The 16,030-nt window shown below is 60.2% G+C and carries 14 protein-coding genes; 4 read left to right on the top strand and 10 right to left on the bottom strand.

Annotated elements, in window-relative coordinates; genetic code table 11:
* Window positions 1–10 precede the first annotated feature (10 nt).
* From V5E97_RS34775 to V5E97_RS34745, 7 genes are all read right to left on the bottom strand, one after another.
* Window positions 11–1,177, bottom strand: coding sequence for an LptF/LptG family permease (locus tag V5E97_RS34775; RefSeq protein ID WP_406696126.1), 1,167 nt, complete (start codon window positions 1,175–1,177; stop codon window positions 11–13).
* A gap of 50 nt (window positions 1,178–1,227) precedes the next feature.
* Window positions 1,228–2,439 carry an LptF/LptG family permease gene (locus tag V5E97_RS34770; RefSeq protein WP_406696125.1) on the bottom strand — a complete coding sequence of 404 codons (1,212 nt, stop codon included), beginning with the start codon at window positions 2,437–2,439 and terminating at the stop codon, window positions 1,228–1,230.
* A 77-nt stretch (window positions 2,440–2,516) separates the two neighbouring features.
* On the bottom strand, window positions 2,517–3,737 hold the full coding sequence (locus V5E97_RS34765) for an aminotransferase-like domain-containing protein (RefSeq protein ID WP_406696124.1): 1,221 nt from the start codon (window positions 3,735–3,737) through the stop codon (window positions 2,517–2,519).
* Between the two features lie 62 nt (window positions 3,738–3,799).
* Window positions 3,800–5,290 carry a protein-tyrosine phosphatase family protein gene (locus V5E97_RS34760; RefSeq protein ID WP_406696123.1) on the bottom strand — a complete coding sequence of 497 codons (1,491 nt, stop codon included), beginning with the start codon at window positions 5,288–5,290 and terminating at the stop codon, window positions 3,800–3,802.
* 87 nt (window positions 5,291–5,377) lie between these two features.
* Window positions 5,378–6,307, bottom strand: coding sequence for a lysophospholipid acyltransferase family protein (locus V5E97_RS34755; protein ID WP_406696122.1), 930 nt, complete (start codon window positions 6,305–6,307; stop codon window positions 5,378–5,380).
* A 49-nt stretch (window positions 6,308–6,356) separates the two neighbouring features.
* Window positions 6,357–6,614, bottom strand: coding sequence for an acyl carrier protein (locus tag V5E97_RS34750; protein ID WP_406696121.1), 258 nt, complete (start codon window positions 6,612–6,614; stop codon window positions 6,357–6,359).
* Window positions 6,611–7,864 carry a beta-ketoacyl-[acyl-carrier-protein] synthase family protein gene (locus V5E97_RS34745; RefSeq protein ID WP_406696120.1) on the bottom strand — a complete coding sequence of 418 codons (1,254 nt, stop codon included), beginning with the start codon at window positions 7,862–7,864 and terminating at the stop codon, window positions 6,611–6,613. Before V5E97_RS34745 ends, V5E97_RS34750 begins: the two co-directional genes overlap by 4 nt.
* Before the next feature lie 204 nt (window positions 7,865–8,068).
* Here V5E97_RS34745 and V5E97_RS34740 point away from each other — a divergent pair, with 204 nt between their 5' ends.
* Window positions 8,069–8,935, top strand: a complete 867-nt coding sequence (locus V5E97_RS34740) for a fumarylacetoacetate hydrolase family protein (RefSeq protein ID WP_406696119.1) — start codon at window positions 8,069–8,071, stop codon at window positions 8,933–8,935.
* Window positions 8,936–9,046: 111 nt separating this feature from the next.
* Here V5E97_RS34740 and V5E97_RS34735 read toward each other — a convergent pair whose 3' ends face one another.
* The gene (locus V5E97_RS34735; protein WP_406696118.1) at window positions 9,047–9,352 is read right to left on the bottom strand and encodes a hypothetical protein; all 306 of its coding nucleotides are present in this window, start codon (window positions 9,350–9,352) and stop codon (window positions 9,047–9,049) included.
* Window positions 9,353–10,036: 684 nt separating this feature from the next.
* Between V5E97_RS34735 and V5E97_RS34730 the strand changes: the two genes are divergently transcribed.
* From V5E97_RS34730 to V5E97_RS34720, 3 genes are all read left to right on the top strand, one after another.
* Window positions 10,037–11,038: a hypothetical protein gene (locus tag V5E97_RS34730; protein WP_406696117.1), complete on the top strand. Its 1,002-nt coding sequence runs from the start codon at window positions 10,037–10,039 to the stop codon at window positions 11,036–11,038.
* Between the two features lie 165 nt (window positions 11,039–11,203).
* Window positions 11,204–11,965, top strand: a complete 762-nt coding sequence (locus V5E97_RS34725; RefSeq protein ID WP_406696116.1) for a lysophospholipid acyltransferase family protein — start codon at window positions 11,204–11,206, stop codon at window positions 11,963–11,965.
* A gap of 3 nt (window positions 11,966–11,968) precedes the next feature.
* A complete protein-coding gene (locus V5E97_RS34720; RefSeq protein WP_406696115.1) occupies window positions 11,969–12,967 on the top strand; it encodes a phosphotransferase enzyme family protein in 999 nt (332 codons plus the stop codon).
* A 20-nt stretch (window positions 12,968–12,987) separates the two neighbouring features.
* On the opposite strand, the gene V5E97_RS34715 is transcribed toward V5E97_RS34720, so the two are convergent.
* Window positions 12,988–13,806 carry a TIGR00282 family metallophosphoesterase gene (locus V5E97_RS34715; RefSeq protein WP_406696114.1) on the bottom strand — a complete coding sequence of 273 codons (819 nt, stop codon included), beginning with the start codon at window positions 13,804–13,806 and terminating at the stop codon, window positions 12,988–12,990.
* A 104-nt stretch (window positions 13,807–13,910) separates the two neighbouring features.
* Window positions 13,911–15,434, bottom strand: a complete 1,524-nt coding sequence (gene rny, locus V5E97_RS34710) for a ribonuclease Y (protein ID WP_406701262.1) — start codon at window positions 15,432–15,434, stop codon at window positions 13,911–13,913.
* Between the last annotated feature and the right edge of the window lie 596 nt (window positions 15,435–16,030).

Here is a 16,030-nt window from a genome sequence, read left to right as displayed (position 1 = left end):
TGGGAGCGGCTCAGGTGCGAATTGATCCCCAGCGCGCCACGGCAATGCTGCCAAACCCGATCAAGGGGGCCCAGGCGGCGAGTTCGGGATTGATGACAGAGTGGTCGCCGAGATAATTCGAGAGGAAGCAGACGCCATAGAACAAGGCGGATGTGCCCAGCGAGAGCCCGAGGTTCACAAACATGTTGCGGCCGAACCCGCCGAGAACGAGCGGCAGGCTGAGCATCATTAAATTGAGACTCTGGAGTGGGCGAAGCAGGCGGGAGTGGAGGAAGACCGCGATCGTGACTCGCTCAGCCTTATCATTCGACTGGTCGGAGAGACTTTGGATGAGCTCGGTCGTTGTCGCATAGTGATACCAATCACGACTCCGCGCGACCGAGTCGAAGTCGAGTGTGCTTCGCAAAAAAAACGAATCGCCCAACAGGCTTGATTTGCTATCAGCGAGGCTCGGGAACCCCTTGAGGTCCTCGACCTTGACGAGCACCCCATTTTTATCTTCGAAGATTTTCTCGTCGACAGGAGTGATCAGACGCGTCCCCCGGAGTAACCATCCTCCAGTGAGCGGGGCTCTGGGGTGATCTGGAGGGATGTAGCGAGCTTGCTTGGCCTCGATCTCCACGATGACACCGAGCATGTCGGCCGGAACGGTGATGTTACAAGGTAAGAGGGTCTTGTTCCGTCGATCCGCTTCGCGGCCGTGAATCACCACCTTGTTGGAGTCATACCGGCTGGGGACCAAGACCTTCAGCGAACCGTCATCATCGTGGGACCGCTGGATCTCGGCGGCATACCGAGGCATGATGACTTCTTGATTGAAAACCGCAAGCAGGCTAACCGCAATCGTCGAGATCCAGACGGGACGGATGACGCGCTGGGTGCTAATGCCGGCGGCGAGCATCGCGAGTAGTTCGTTGTTCTTCTGCATCCAGGTGACCGTGAAAATTGCGGCCATCATCCCAATCACACCACAGAGCCGGTCATAAAATTGGCTCATGTGAATGAGATAGTACCAGCCCATGACCTGGAAGAGCTGGGTCACCCCTTCGGCGCGCTTGGCGAATTCGTCGAGGTTGGAAAATGCGTCGATAACGACGTAAAGGCCGACCAGCGCGACGAAGCAGATGATATAGGCTTTGAGAAAAGCCCAGTAACGCTCGCGATCGAGGATCCGCATCGTCGGCTTTCCTTCTGGGCGAAGTCGACCCGCTCATTCCCAGCGGGTTGTCAATGTTTCATGACCGAAGGTAGGACCAGGCCGGCCAGGACGCCCAGGACCGTGTTGCCGAGCCAGAGGGCGACAACAGGGGGCAAAATCGCGTCCTTGCCCATGTTCGTGCCAAGCAGAATCAAGGGATAGTAAAGAATGATAATCGGTACAAAGCAGGAGATGAACGCACTCAGAAAGTCACGTCTCGCGAAGATAATGCCTACCGGAGCTCCCAGGAGCACGAAGAAAAAACTCCCACACGACATCGCAATGCGTTGGTTCTTCTCCGTCTCGAGCGCACGCCACTGCATCTGCCAGCTTCCGTAGTCATTAAACGAGACCTGGACCTGCTTCCACTGAGTCCGCTCCAGCAAGCCCATGCCCATGCCGAGTGAGGCGGACATGGCCCAGCGCTTTCGTTCCGTCTTCATTGAGACGAGTAAACGCGCCTGCTCCTTGATCATTTCCGGCGTCGTCTGTTCCTGGATCCGCTTAAAATCGGGCATGTTGCCCTTCTCGGGAAGCTCAATCGGAAGGATCGAGTCGTTGATCAGCGACACATCTTTGGTCGGATTGCTGATCTCCGCATCGTCGAGGTAAACAAGGGCTTCGCCCTTCGTCTTGTCGAAGCGAATCCGCGCCTTTTTGGCCTGAATGATCGTGTCGAAACTTCGGGGAGTGCCTCGACCACCCCCCCCCGTGCGGTGCTTGAAAGTTGCGTCGAGCATGGTCTTGCCCTCGACGTCTCTCACCATGATCATGAATGGCCACTGTGCCTTGTCGAGCTGGCGTTCTTTCTTTAGGACCTTATAGAAGGCTTCTTCCATGTCGGCGATGATGATTTGCTTGGCCTGATGATTGGCCATTGGGATCGGCCCGTACGACAGGTAGAGCAGAATAATGCTCAGACCAAGCCCCAGGTAAATCGCAGGGCGAAGCACGAACAGAGTACTGAGCCCGGCCGTCTTGATGGCGACGATCTCGTTGTCGGAGGCAAGTCTGCCGTAGACGACGGTGACCGAGAACAGCAGCGAGACTGGAATCGTGTAGAGCAGGCTTCCCGGCACCATGTACGGTACGAGATGCACGATCTCCGTCGGTGAGAGGCCCATATTGGAGGCCTCGATCATCACCATGAAGAGGACGATGATCGAGGTGACAGTGAGCAATGCGAGGGCGAAGGCGCGGAGCACCTCCCCCATAACATAGCGCTGTAGGATTCCAAACACGGCGTTCCCCCAGCATCCTTGCCGCAGTCGAACCCCACTCGTCGCCTCGCGGCCGAATCGTTCGGCCGCTCGTCCGCTCAGGCGACCGGGTTAAGACAATCAGTCAGCGCTAACGAAAGACGCCTGGCTCCCTCGACGAGATCGGCTTCGCACGGAACACCGAAACAGAGTCGAGCATGATTCCTCGGTGCCGAGCCGGTCTCGTCCGCGTACGAGTACGATCCGGGCACGTAGAGCACGCCTCGCTCCAGGCATCTCGCAAAGAACAAACCTGCCGGACCTGTATCCACTTCACTCGGGACCGACAGCCAGACATAGAGCCCCCCCCGAGGGTGGGTCCACTGCACCGATCCAGTCCCATCTCCGAATGACTCCCGCAACGACGCAAGCATCACATCCCGTTTCCGGCGGTAGACCTCGACGAGCGTCGCGACATGCCGCTGATATCCGCCGCTACCGATCGCACGCTCGAGCACCACCTGGGCGAAGTTCCCCGATCCAAAATCGTGGTTGCCTTTCAACCGGAGTACAGGTTCAAGCAAAGCGGCCGGCAAGACCCCGTAGCCCGTCTTGAACCCCGGGCTGAACGTTTTGCTGAAGGTCCGCGCGAGGATCACGGTCTCGCCATCCGGGTCGTAACTCCAGACGCTTGGAGGTTCGACACCATCGAAGGTCAACCCGCGATAGGCTGAATCTTCAAGAATGAAAATTGTTTGATATTTAGACCATTTCTTGGCCAACTCGACGAGTGGCTGACGCCGGTCCGCGGCCAGGCTGATTCCCGATGGGTTGGAGTGCTCGGAAATGGTGTAGATCAGCTTGACGCGATGCAGCAAACCTTTCGCGTCGAGATCTGCCAACGTCGACTCGAGCGAGTCGAGCCGCAGTCCCCCTTCGTCGATCTCGATCCCGAGAACGCGAACACCTCGGGTTTCCAGAACTCCCAGGTAGACGAAGTAAGTCGGCGACTCCACCAGAACAATGTCACCCGGATCCAGCAGGGCCTCGGAGATTAAATAAAGCAGTTGCTGAGAGCCGGTCGTGACGACCGTCCGGGGAACCCAATGTTGGTAAGTACCACTTGGCACCCGTTCGTCCTGCTCCAAGAAGGCAATGAGTCGTTCCCGCAGCCGGTGGTCGCCGATGGTCGTCCCATACTGTAGCGCTCGACGTCCTTCACTCGCATCGTCCAGAATCGCGGCGATCTCCTCGGCGGCTAACCCCACGGGCAGGCTTTGTTGGTCGACAAAGCCCGCCGCCAGCGAGATCAGGCCCGGGGTCGCCAATGCCATATGCATCAGAGTACTGATCGCGGGAACACTGGTCCGTTCGGAGACCACACTCAAGTGCGTCGGGGAGGTCATGATAAAGAGGCCGGTTCGTGAATGAGCGGATCGCTGGGGGTCTTCTGGTACTCTAGCGATCGGCGTGAAGGTGTCAAGTTCGGTACGTGAGCCTGTGGGCCTACCCTTCGCGAGACACGAGGCACGGCCTCTGGGTTCGCGCGTCGTCGTCGTGCGCCTGCGGGTTGCAACGCCGGATCAGGAGTTCCTTTGGCACTTTCCTTCAGGACTTTGGCCGTAGGATCCGCAGCGTAACGCTCGGGTGCCCGAGGCGGAAGTACGCGGTTGTAGAGCAAGGTGACCGAGGCCTTGGGGCGGTATCCCCGATGCTGTTCGATCTCCGACAGAATCTCGTCCAGCGGCCGCCCCTGCACGATGAATCGGTAAATTCCCATCCAGGCAGGGGTTCGATCCATGCAGCCATGGCAATGAACCAGGATCGGCCAGGCGTTGGGATCCTGGGCGAGCGCCAGGGTTTGGTCGAGGAAGCGGCTGGAGCTTTCTTCGTCTGAAGGGCTGCCGACGTACTGGATGCCATGTTCCTTGGCGAACTGCAATTCGTCGGGCAAGATCGGGCTTCGTTGCGGTGTGTCTTCAGGAAACAAGTTGATGATGGTCTTGAAATGATGTCTCGCTTGAGCCACCTCCAGGCCACGCTTGGTTGGCATGGCCGAGATATAAATCTTTCCGGGCACGACGGTTCGTAGCCGAGAAAGGGGGCGGTGATACCAGGTCAAGCTGATCCCTCCGACGACCAGCGCGAACCAGGCGAGCGAGCTCAGGCCCAACGAGGTGGCCACGCGAATCCGCGACGGGGCAGGGGCAGGGGGCTTTGGAATCGCTTTGAGCAGCGCCAGGTCGAATGCGAGCAATCCGAGCACAAACGACCAACGCGGCCAGTACCCGACCGGTTCCACCCCGGGGATCTCAAACTGACGTAGCAGCACCAAAACCGTGGCCGTGACAAGAAGTCCAAGGTTGCCCGCGAGCCGGGCCCGCGCGACAAGTGAGCCCCACTCGGAACGCTTGCGGAGGACGGTAACCACGACGATCAGTGTGAGTGCGATCGCCGCAATCGCCAGCGAGATCCGTAACACGGGAGGCGCCAAGGGGTCGAAGATCTCCCGCCAGCCCATCCCGTGCCATCCGTCGAAGGTCGGACCGGGCGTCGACGCATGCCAGAGTGCCGCGCCTGAGAGTGCAAGGCCCGCGGTCCAGAGTCCGGTTCGCTTGCGCGTCAGCAAGATTCCCGAGACCGAGAGGACGACGGCGGCGGCGGAGAGATAAATTGCCGCCCGATCGAGTGTGTCCCCAGGTTCCGCAAGCCGGTAGGCAGGCGGTGGGCGACGGCTGAAGGTTGGTCGTTGGACCCGAGGGAACTCCACGTCGAGGTCGTCTGGAAAGTCCACGGCATGCCAGACCGCGATCAGAGCGGCGAATGCAAGCACCAGCCATGGCCAGAGTGTTGCTCGAAATGATCGAGTCACGGGAGTCGTCGATTCCGACATCCAGGAGTCCTCTCGGGTGTTGTGGTGCGCTGATCCTACTGCAACGATGCCCGCGAGGCTTGGCCTTCGCCTCGCGAGGAAGGTCGCTTAGGCGGCAGCAACCGCGTCTTCAGTCGGCCAGAAGAAGTACTCGTTGCTGTTGGAGGGGTGGAGACGTACCTCCTGCTCGAGCAACGACAAAAACCTCTGAACCCAAACCTGGCTCTCACCGTTGTGCAGAGCGTCGTTGGGAATCTGGAACGACGGGTGAAACTCCACGTGATACCGGCCCTGAGGCTGCATGTGGCAGAAAATTGGAACCACGGGCGCACCGGTCATCGCAGCCAGGTTGACCCAGGTTGCCGAAAACTGATGTTTCTGGCCCAGGAATGAAGCCTGCTGCGTATGGGCACCAGTCCAGCGGACATCCCCGGCCAGGTAAAGAATCATCCCGGCGCCCAGAGCTCGCGAAGCCCGCAGGATCGATCCGGCCGAGCCGTTCGCGTTCCCTTTCCGCGAGATGAAGAGCTTGTCCTGAGCAAGTGGCCCTTCGCTCTCGAACTGACGTTCGAGGAACTTCGAGACGTGCCGCGGCCGCTCCATGAAGAAACGGAGCGTATACCCTCGACGAGCCAACCAGTGCGCCGGAAGCAGGTGGCCGCCATAGTGACTGGTCAGGAGGATCACGCCTTTCCCCTGCTCGAGGGCCGAGTCAAGGAGTTCGCGGCCAGTGACCAGGAACATCGGATCCGCGCGATTATCGGCCACTCCGTCCAGGAGCAAGTCACGCGTTCGCCACCAAACCTGATTGCCCGCGAGATCAAGACTGACCGAGTCGATGTCCCAGTCGCAGCCGAGGCTCTCCCGGGCACGGCCGACCGCCTCGCGGTAGGCCAGGCGGAGCTTTGAGATCAGGTGATATTCGGTCCGGCCAATCCCCGCGATCATCCTTGACGCGAGCGGCAACGGCAGATACCTGAAGACGGGCAAGATCGTTCGCAGCAGTTGCTTGCGAACGTTGAGCATCCGTCGCTCCATGAGGGACTCCCTTCCCTGGGCGATTTCTGCGTGCGGCAAAGGCCTGCCGTCACGCAGCGGCCGACCCACGACGCGCTGCAACGTACGTCGCCAGGTCGGAAACACGTCGCAAGTCTGGCATATCTTCGTCATCAATGGCAACGTCAAAATGGTCCTGGATCTTGAGGACCACGTTGACGAGGTCGAGCGAGTCGATATTCAAGTCTTCGACCATTCTCGACTCGGCCGTGACCACCAGTTGGTTCGGAATCCTGCCGGCCTGGCGAACGATTGCGGTGATTTCGGCCAAAAGGGTCGGATCGGTCATCGGTTCCATCTCCGAAAAATCAAGGCGTTATTCGTGCCGCCAAATCCGAACGAGGCAGTCATTACGGTTTCGAGGCGAGCATCACGCGCTTCGCCGGGCACGTAGTCGAGATCGAGCTCAGGGTCGGGAATATGGTTAATCGTGGGCGGAATCATTTGTTCAAGGAGTGCGCGGATGCAGATGGCCGCCTCAATGGCGGAGGCCGCACCCAGGCTATGACCGATCGCCCCTTTGATCGAACTGACCGGCAGTTTTCGGGACGCCTCACCGAAGACCGTCTTGACCACCTCGGTCTCGATCCGGTCGTTCATGATGGTGCTCGTCCCGTGAGCGTTGTAGTAGTCGATCTCATCCGGCCGGACATCCGCACGCCTGAGGGCGGTCGTCAAGCAGGCGATGATCTTGTCCTTGGAGGGGAGTGAGACGTGAAACCCATCTGTGTTCAGGGCATGTCCCAGGTATTCGGCCTGGATGGTGAGTCCCAGTCGATTGGCGGCGGATTCGGTGGCCAAAGCGACCATGCCCGCTCCCTCCGCGAGCACGAAGCCTGCGCGGTCCACGCTGAACGGTCGGCTGGATTGGCCGGGGTCGGACGATGAGCGGTCGTCCGCACGGCGGGGAAGAAGCGCCTTCATCGTCGCGAAGCCATTGACGATCGGCGGGGTAAACGTGCTCTCTCCCGCCCCACAGAGCGCAAAGTCCGCCTCGCCTGCCCGTAAGAACATTGCCCCGAGCGCGATCGCGTGCCCCCCCGATGCGCAGGCGTTCGCCGGGGCCACGCTCGGTCCGTTCAGCCCAAGATGCTGCGCGACCTGGCCAGCCGCCTGATTGATAATCAGCCCCGGCACGATAAACGGGCTGATTGCAAGGCTTCGCCGCTTGGCCATCCTGGCCTGCTCCGCGTCGAGCAAGTCTTGACCACCCAAGGCCGAGCCGACAACCACGGCAACCCGTTCAGGCTCGACCCGATTCCCGTCGAGCCCGGCGTCGCTCCAGGCCGCTCGGGCCGCGGCCAACGAGAGGTGGATGAACCTCGCTCCCAGCCTTGAAATGGCGGGATCTTCACCCAAAGAGCCTGGACCGAAGTCCTCGACCACGCCGCCCACATCCTGGAGGAACGACTCAGGGTTTAACATCGCGTGGCGTGCAAGACCGGAACGGCCGCTCACCAGGCCGTCCCAGGTCGTGCCGAGATCACGACCGAGACAGGTGATCGCCGAGTGTCCGACAACAACAATCCGTTCCGACATCCGCGCCTCCTGCGCGATGTCTCGCGCTCGATCCGTCAAGTGATCGAGCGGCGAAACAACTCCGTATAACACGATCCATCGGACGAAATTACCAAGGACTTGATTATTTTTTGGGGCACTCGTTGTTGACCGAAATCGCCGGCTCGATTATGGAAAGAGACCTCGTCGTCGAATCGTGGTTGCCATCGTTCAGGAATGAGCCCCATGCGCATCGCCAAGTTTCTCTCGGAAACCGATTCGACCCCAGTCGTGGGACTCGTGAACGGAGAGCAGATCGTACCGCTCGGTTCCGGCAACACGTTCTTGGGCGAATTGCTTCAAACGGCGAACCCGGAAGAGCGGATTCTGGAACTCTCAGAGCGGGCGGGAGCCGAGATTCCTCTCGATCGTGTTCGTCTGTTGGCCCCGCTGGATGCTCACGAGGTGTGGGGGGCGGGGGTCACTTACGAACGCAGTAAGGTGGCTCGCCAGGAAGAGTCGGAGCAGGGGGGATCCTTCTACGACCTGGTCTACCGAGCGGAGCGGCCGGAGCTTTTCTTCAAGGCCACGCCTAGCCGTGTTGTCGGTCCGGGACGCCCGATCCGCGTCCGCGCGGATACGCGTTGGTGCGTTCCCGAGCCGGAACTGGCTCTGGTCCTGACTCCTGACCTGCGCTTAGTCGGTTACACCATTGGCAATGATGTCAGCGCACGCGACATCGAGGGAGAGAACCCCCTTTATCTACCGCAGGCGAAAGTCTACGACGCCTCGTGTGCGCTTGGCCCGTGGATCACGTTGGCCTCCGCAATGCCGCCAAGAAATGAGGTTGAGATCCGGCTCACGATCGAGCGGGACCAGGCGGTCATCTTCGAGGGACGCACTTCGCTTGGGCGAATGGCCCGCCGGTTTGAGGATTTGATCGACTGGCTCGGACGAGACAATCGGTTCCCTGACGGCGTGATTCTCCTCACGGGAACGGGAATTGTACCTCCCGACGAGTTCAGCCTCGGCGAAGGGGATCGCGTTCGAATTGATATTGATGGGATCGGTTCACTCATCAATCCGGCAACCCAGAACAAGCGAGGGGCCTGAACAGAAACGTCGTGGCCGTCGACCCGCGAAGGGCTAGTAAATAGTTATGGCCGTCTTTCCTGATCAAAGGAAGACGGCCATGGCAAACATCAAAACTATACTGCGAGAAATTTACTTCTTCTCGGCAGGGGTTTCGGCAGGGGTCTCAGCGGGCTTCTCAGCGGGGGCTTCGGCCGGAGCGGGCTTGGGCTCATCGGGCGTGCTGGGGGCGGGAGCTTCGAGAGCCGGACCGGGTTCGGGCGTGGCGGGTGCCGTGGCGGCCGGGGTTTCCGTGGCCGGTGCGGGCGTGCCGGGAGCGGCGTCGCCAGGGGCGGGAGCAACTTCGGGAGCGGCTTCTTCGTGATTGCATCCGCTCAGCAAAGCCAGCGAGAGAGTCAGGCCAGAGAACGCGGTCCAAATCTTGCAAGAAAGCTTCACTGAATCACTCCTTCATTGGCACCCGGCGGCCGTTCGTCGTGCAAATGGATGCAGATCCGGATCGTCGAACATTCCGGGCCTGTGCGAGTACGAAAACCACACAGGCGACGCATTGGACCACCAAATCAATTGCTGCAAAAAAGAGTATAGCCAGGATAAACCGTTGCCGCAACGAAAAATCGGTTCGGACTCAGGTCCCCGACAGTCCTGATCGCGTGCAATAACCCAACAACTGAAGTTATGCCGTCGCATTTATTAATAATAGGCATTGGCAATGGGCACGAAATTCGCGACTCACCCTCAAACAGGGTTTGGCAACTTCTTCCGTTTGTGTCCATTTTTACGGACGAGTTGTAAAAGCTTCCCCTTTTGAAACCTTTTACATGAACGGCCCCATACGCCCCGCAACAACGAATCGAAACGCCATCGCTTGACGTAGGTCCTCATCAAGCCAAACGTTCCGTCATCATCCCTGGCGATCCAAGCCGCGAAAACCAGCAATATCGATGTTTTCGAGGCCTTTGGCATACCTCTTGCTCTTCCTCGAACGCCCCTCACGCCGCATCGATCACGATCATCACTTATAAGCCCGCAATCATTCATTCGGACGAGGGGTTGGTATCCGGCCGAGTTGGGATGACGCCATGATGGCGTCTTCTGGGGCCGACGAACAGGAGGTTCGCCATGTCCGCAGTGAAGACGTTGTTCTTGAGCGTCTTGATCTTGAGTGTCACGGGCTCCGTCGCCTTGGCTGAGCCCATGATCTCAAATGGCGAAGGTTCTTGGTCGTTCTGGTCGTCGGGCGGCAACGCGGTCACTCCCACCACAGCGCGACCCGCTCCGCCGGTGGCTCCTCCCGCCCCCGTGACTCCCCCAAAGCCCGTTCCCGTCGCTGCGCCCGTCTTCACGCCGCCCCCGTCGCCTCCTGCGACCCCATCAATCTCAAGGTTCTCGAGCTCGATTCCCGCCGGAGGGAAGGCCGATGCCTATCTGAACTTTAGCAGTGGTCCCTACCCCGAAGCCAATGTCATGACCACGGGCGGAGCACAGCCCTGGTTCACCAGCCCGGTCCTCACGAAGTACTTTGGTGGGCAAACCCCCAATTCGGAGCAGCAAGCCGAGTTCACGAACTCCGTGCTCGATCATGTCAATCAAACCTTTCAACTGAGCGGCGGCCTCGCTCCCAAGATCACCCTCGACCCTACCATTCCCACCAATCACACGCTAAGTGTCGTGTCCGGTACCTCGTATGGCCCGAACCCCAACGCAATCGGGATCACTAACGTGGGAAACAATGGTTTCAGCTTCATCGATAAGCTCTCTTATGGCTCAACCCTTGACGAACTCGAATGGGCGGTGGCTCACAATGTCTCGCACGAATTGATGCACGCATTTGGTGTCGGTGGTCATGATGATCAGTCGGGTGATTACCTGGATGCCGCATCCGCAAAGTGGGAAATGCTGACGAGCCCCTCGACACGGTTCAGCGACGCGGCGATCGCCGATATGAGGTCGAAGGCGTTCGCGCCGAATTCCGGTGGGTTCATGAGCGGACTCGAGTTGGAGGGGGATCTGGAAATTCTTGCCCCGCCCGTTCCGGAACCCGCCACCTGGGCTCTCTGGGGCCTGGTCGTGTCGGCCGCGGTCGTTCAGCGTCGCCGTCAATCTCGCCGGAAAACGAACTGAGCTTCTGAGTTCGGCTCCCCGATCCTTCTCGCTCGCGGACCACTTGACCCTCTATCGGCCATTGCGGTATCCATGAAACTGGCTCTTAATGTCGTGTCAGGTCAAGCGGGTCTGTCCTCAACGGTCGCAATCCGCGAACGTCTCGAACGCTGGTGAGTCGATCGGATGAATCCTGGTCTCTTGCTCTCCCTAACGGCGCTGGTTCTGGCGGGGCCCTGGGTCCTCATGCCTCGGCCCCGAGTCCGACCGGAGATAGTCGGGATTCTTCGCCCGCTCGATTGGCTCAATCGACTGTATTGCGGACTCTGGCATCGGCTTCGTCTGGAGAACCGCTGCCCTTTGCCGGAGCACGGAGCCGCGATCCTGATCGCGAACCACACCTGCTCGATCGATCACATGCTACTCCAGGCGGGTAGTCGGAGAGTCCTCGGGTTCATCATCGCCCAGGAATACTTTGACAATCGGATACTCCACCCCATTTGCGTCCGGCTTGGGTGTATCCCGGTTCGACGTGACGGTCAGGATCTCTCCGCAATTCGTGCGGCGCTTCGAACCCTTGAGCAGGGGCGTGTTGTGCCGGTCTTCCCTGAGGGACGGATCCTGCCGACCTCGGGGCGAGAACTCGGCCCTGGGCGGCCGGGGGTGGCATTCCTGGCGCTTCATGCGCGGGTTCCGGTGATCCCCGCGTTCATTTGCGACACACCGCCGTCGAACGAAGTCTTGAAGTCATTATCCACTCCTTCACATTCGCGCGTCATCTTCGGCCCGCCGATCGACCTTTCGGATATGCCCAGCACACCTCCTTATGATCGGTCCGTCCTCACGACGGTGACCGATCGCATGATGGATGCGATTCGGGGCCTCCAGAAACAACTCCTGGTCGAGAACGATGCGTTCTGCAATGAGGCCGATCGGTCGATCGGCTAGGCGATGACCCTTGACGATCTGCACTCCGTCTTGGCCCACTACCCGGCGATGGTTCGACCAGTGGCCGAACCAGAGGCCTTGGGCAATGCGGGCGGAAACAGCGGCGTCAGTCTCTGGCGCTATCTGTCGGGTCAGGGTTCGCTCGTCGCTCGTGCCTGGCCCGCGGATGGGACCGACATGGCCCACCTGAGGCAGATCCATGAGTGGCTGTTCATGGCGGAATCACTTGGCTTTGTTCCCATTCCGCTCCAAGATCGCATGGGACGAACCTTTCAGGAGCAGAGCGGCCGGCTCTGGGACGTCTCCCCCTGGATGCCCGGATCGGCCGCGCTCGAACGTCCGCCCGAACGAGTTCGACTCCGCGCCGGATTCACGGCCCTCGCCTCATTCCATCAAGCCATGGCCTCGTGGTCGAGGTTCGGACCGAGCCCAGGGCTGGGACATCGACTCGAGGAGATCAGGGCCCTGCTCCGAGGCGGCTTTGACTTGCTTCAAGCGGCCGTGGAAGGGACCGCAGGTGATCCGGCACGAGGCCACGCGCTTCGGTGGTTGGACGTCGCTCGTCGTGTCACTCCACGCTACCAGGAGCATCTCAAGCAGGCGGCCTCCATGACTTGTAGGCTCCAGCCCTGTTTGCGTGATGTTCGTTCCGATCACCTGCTGTTTGAGGGCGAGACCCTAACCGGTCTGATCGATTTTGGAGCGATGCGGGTCGATGTCGTCTCGGGCGATCTGGCCCGGCTCTTGGCCGAATGGGTGGAAGAAGATCGCTGGGCGCGAGCCGAAGCGCTCAACGCCTACTCGGCGGTCCGTCCGCTCGATAGTTCCGAAGGGGTGTTGATCGATGCGTTTGACGCGTCGGCCGCCCTGCTTGGGGTGGGCCACTGGGTTCGCTGGCACTTTCTTGAAAAGCGCGTTTTCGAAGACTCCAACGCAGTCGCCCGGGGAATTGAACGCGGGCTAGAGCGACTGCTCCGCCACGTCTCGGGCGAGTTTCATTGATAGAACAAGCCGGCTGAGCCTCACGCCGAGTTGGTCATGAGTCTCAGGGCTTCCTCCTGATCGATGCCGATTCGCTGGATCGAGAGCGCTTCACCTGTCTCGGGATCGACCTCAAGGAGTGCGGCGTTGAGGCGAGGGTCGCCGGTAGCAACCTCGAAGTAGTGCGGAACGAAGCTCAGGTTAGCCGCGAGCACCCGATCGTAGCGACGGCCAAGGATCGAGTCGTGTGGGCCGGTCATGCCGACGTCGGTCTGGTACGCCGTACCGCGAGGAAGGATTCGCTCATCGGCCGTGACGACGTGAGTGTGTGTGCCCAGGACAGCGGACACCCGCCCATCCAGGTAGCGTCCCAGGAGTTGCTTATCACTGGTTGCTTCGGCATGGATGTCGACGACGATGACCTTCGCCAGCGGAGCAAGTCGATCCAGGACGCGGTCGGCCGCGCGGAGCGTACAGTCGACCGGTCGCATGAAGGTCCGACCAAGGACCGTGAAGACGCCGACCATGGTCCCGTCCTTGGCCTGCACGACAACGGCTTCTTCTCCGGGGGAATCGAGCGGAAAGTTCGCCGGTCTGAGCAGACGGTCGGTACGTTCGAACAGGGTAAAGACCTCGTCTTTGCGATAGACATGGTCTCCCAGTGTGAAGACGTCGACTCCCGCTTCGACCAGCTCTTCGTAGCACTTGATCGTCAGCCCTGAGCCTCCCGCCGAATTCTCGGCGTTGCAGATCACGAGCCCGAGATTCCAGCGGTGGATCAAGCGCGGGAGGAGTTGGCTGACGATCTTTCGGCCGGGCGATCCGACGACGTCACCGATGAACAGAATTTTCAGGGGCATAGGATTTCGACCTCTGGATCTCGTCGAACTCTTGCCCGTGAGGGATTCGGGTTCGAAATGCAAATTTCCCACGCTCGGCTGCCATCATGCGGCGGAGCGTGGGCTTAGCGAGCAAATTCGACGTTGCGCGTCTCACGCAAGACCGTGACTTTGACTTCGCCGGGATAGGTCAGTTGTTGTTGAACGGCTTTCGCAATATCCCGACAGAGTTTGGCGGCGGCTTCGTCCCCGAGTTGGTGACTATCGGCGATCACCCGGATTTCCCGTCCCGCCTGAATCGCATAGGCCTGCTCTACGCCGGGGAAGCCGCACGCGAGGGCTTCGAGGTCTTCGAGGCGGCGGACATATTTATCCAGCGTCTCGCGCCTTGCGCCGGGTCGACTCGCACTGACCGCATCGGCCGCGGCGACCAGAACGGTGTACGGGGTATCCGGTCTCAGGTCGTCGTGATGCCCGAGAGCGGCGTGGACGACTTCGGGTCGTTCACCATACCGTTTCGTCAGTTCCGCGCCGATGACGGGGTGTCCCCCCTCCATCTCGTGATCAGCGGCTTTGCCGATGTCGTGCAGCAAGCCACAGCGCCGACCAAGCGCCCCATCGAGACCGATCTCCTCGGCCATCAGACCTGTCAGGTAGGCCACCTCGAGCGAGTGCTGCAGGACGTTCTGAGAGTAGCTGGTGCGGAACTTGAGCCGACCCAGCATATCGAGCAATCGATCGTGCAGAGCCGGCACATTCGCCTCCTGGGCGGCGGCCTGACCGAGTTGGCGGATGTGTTGCTCCATCTCCTCTTGGGTCTCTTTGACGATCTCCTCAATCCGGGTCGGATGGATCCGCCCGTCCATGATCAGCTTCTCGAGCGAGAGCTTGGCGATCTCACGTCTGATGTTATCGAACCCGGTCACGATGACGATGCCCGGAGTATCATCGACGATGACGTCGACCCCCGTGGCTTTCTCGAAGGCGCGGATGTTGCGGCCCTCGCGGCCGATGATTCGACCCTTCATATCATCGCTCGGGATATCGACGGTGCTCACCGTGGTCTCGGCGGTATGCGAGGCCGCATATCGCTGAATGGCCGTGGCGAGAACCTCGCGGGCCTTCTGCTGGCATGTCTCCCGAAGCATCTGCTCGTGCTTGAGGATCAAGCCGCCAACCTCATGCCGCAATTCCGTATCCAGGCGTTTGAGAAGCAGCGTTCGGGCCTCGTCGGGACCAAGCTGAGCGACGCGATGGAGCACGTCCCGCTGCTCGGTCAAAGTGAGTTTGACCTCTTGATTCCGGCGTGTGAGCTCTTCTTGCTGTTCGGCCAGATACCGCTGAACGTGCTCGAAGTCTCGTTCTTTTTTATTGATCAGATCGAGCTTCTGGTCGAGGAGGTCCGCACGCTTCTCGAACCGTTTCTCTTGCTCGCGAAACCCTTTGCGAACCTCTTCGGTTTCCGCATCAATGGCTTCGCGACGGCGGAGCGCCTCTTGCTTAGACTGAATATCCGCCTCTTTGCGAATCGTCTCGGCCTCGCGACCCGCATTGGCGATAATGATTTGGGCTTCACCTCGCGCCATTTTGGCGCGGTGTCGAGCGACGACGAAAGCCCCCGACAGCCCGGCGGCGACTCCGAAAATCATTCCGATCAGGCCTATGGTCGCCTCGATCACGTCGGCGCCTTGCCTTTCCACTTAGGAAGTCTTTCGACGCGCTGCCGTATCCCCGGCCAGAAAGGGCGGGGTCCGGAGCGAAAGCACTTCCGAAGCGACTGGCACCAACGCCGTCAACGACTCAAACCGGCTCCAACGAGGACTGTCCAACCCAGAGGGTCGTCGAGACTAGCTATAGAACCGCCACCAGAACCCTCTCGGCGAACGAGAGCATTCCAGGATGCGGCCGTACAGTGTCGCGGCGGATAAGCCGAGGCACCTGTCGTCACGACCAGGAGAGCATACCTGGTCGGAAAACTGCTGTTCCCGTACTGTCCTAACCCCCGAAGCCATGCCTCGGCGCCACTTCGCATCCGTCCTCGGACGGACGCGAATGACATACCGGAACCCTGGCACCCAGCGGTCAGAGCGACCGCTATCCCAATGAGCGTCGAGACCAGCCAAAGCGCGAAACTCGTTAGCATCGCCGGCCCCTCGCGTTGAGGTATGGGGGTGGAGTGTCGTTTTCAGCGCCGGTCAGCCACGCCGATTCCCGCTTCCGCCGGATGGGCAATTGCTTAGACCAC

This window comes from Singulisphaera photorubra (genome assembly GCF_045290345.1).
Classification (GTDB): Bacteria; Planctomycetota; Planctomycetia; order Isosphaerales; family Isosphaeraceae; genus Singulisphaera.
This window is presented reverse-complemented; position numbering and strand designations above follow the sequence as displayed.